This is a genomic window from Pseudanabaena sp. SR411, from assembly GCF_002251945.1.
Lineage (GTDB): Bacteria > Cyanobacteriota > Cyanobacteriia > Pseudanabaenales > Pseudanabaenaceae > Pseudanabaena.
In genome coordinates this window covers 1-1,475 of sequence record NZ_NDHW01000071.1, presented here as the reverse complement: position 1 = coordinate 1,475, position 1,475 = coordinate 1, and the positions used below count along the sequence as shown (strand labels likewise).

2 protein-coding genes are annotated in these 1,475 nt (G+C 37.7%); both read right to left on the bottom strand.

The window, feature by feature from the left end; all coding sequences use genetic code 11:
* Positions 1-84 precede the first annotated feature (84 nt).
* Positions 85-672 carry a pentapeptide repeat-containing protein gene (locus tag B9G53_RS06260; RefSeq protein WP_094530290.1) on the bottom strand — a complete coding sequence of 196 codons (588 nt, stop codon included), beginning with the start codon at positions 670-672 and terminating at the stop codon, positions 85-87.
* 601 nt (positions 673-1,273) lie between these two features.
* The coding region (locus B9G53_RS27935; RefSeq protein ID WP_217901522.1) for a hypothetical protein at positions 1,274-1,475 on the bottom strand (202 nt) is incomplete at its 5' end.

Here is a 1,475-nt window from a genome sequence, read left to right as displayed (position 1 = left end):
GTCTTTCTTTTTTATCTACTTTAGGCAGTTTGTATCTCTTTTACTCTGCCTTTCTTACCTTTTTTAGTCTAAACTCCAGTAATCCTAGTAACTAGCGTTGTTTAGAGTTGTGCCATCTAGTAGGGCATATTCAAAGTTACTTTTGAGAAGATTGGCATTGTCTAGATTTGCCTCGGTCAGATTGGTATGTTTGAGATTGGCATAACTCAAATTACAGCCAAAGCAGTTTGCACCTGTTAAATCTGCACCTTCTAGATTGGCAAATTCTAGGCTAGCATTGCTCAAATTTGCCCCTCGTAAATTGGCATTTTGGAGAATTGCACCTCTCAGAATTGCCCCACTCAAGTCTGCTCCCCCCAGATTTGCTCCTTTTAAATTAGCATTGCTCAAATCGGTATTAGTCAAATTTGTAAAACTAAGGGTCGATCGCTCTAGATTTGCGCCCCGCAGGTCAGACTCACTCAAGTCAGTTAGGTCAAGATCGGCATTTCGTAAATCTGAGCTAGTCAGATTAATAGCTGACAGCTTACAGCAAGACAATTTCAGCCCCGAAAAATTTTCTGAATCAAAATCTTTGCGCCCCAGCTCATACATTTTTTTGAGAGCCATTCCCATTGCAAGGGCATTAGTTGTAGGAGAGTGATGAAGGTTAGGGTTTTGAGTGGACATCATGACGATCGCTCTCTAGCTTAGACATTTAGCTGTTTGTAGCTATTGGTTTAAATATAAGGCGATCGCTATTGATTCCACTTCACCCTAATGGATTGCATAGGATGATCGCTATTATCAAGCGGCTTTCTAAAAATAAAGAAGGACGCTTTGCGCCTTTCTTTATTTTTAGGTTCGATATCCTAACAAGAATAGTAATCTCTGTAAGAATGAAGTTTTTCAAAAAAGAAATCAAATATCATTTACTTTTTTATAATAAACTCAGGTTGTATTGCTTAAGGGATAAAGATCACAGATTATTTAGAATTAAGGTAGAATAATAGTAATCAGCAGAATTAGATATTGCTGATTCTCGCTTGTTATCGGCACTGGAGGAAATAATGTCTAAAGAACAAAAGGGCAATAAAGAGGCTAAAAAGCCCAAGAAAGATCCTGCTGAGAAAAAAGAGAAGAAAGACCCTAAAAGATACAATTAATTTCAACTTGACCCCGTAAAGAAACTGAGACTTAATTAATTACAAATCCCTAACTGTAAAGTTGCGTCCCTGCGGGGTGAAGCTTTACAGTTAGGGATAATTTTATTTTGTCGGCACTGGACAGCTAATTAGTGATAGAGCGATGAAGCTGTTGATTGGCAAGGCTTTACAAGTAAATTGCGACTAAAGCCTGAAATCGTTGCCAGATAGAGGTTAGGGGCTTGCGAAGAAATAAGATACCAAAGATTATAGAAATAGGGATATAAAATTCTTGTTTTCAATTTATATAGGACTAAGAGAGTGATTTTCAGCGATGAAATCAAAGCCACA

Coding starts and splice junctions, on each gene's coding strand:
- B9G53_RS06260 (WP_094530290.1), bottom strand. CDS start 672: ATGATGTCCACTCAAAACCCTAACCTTCATCACTCTCCTACAACTAAT.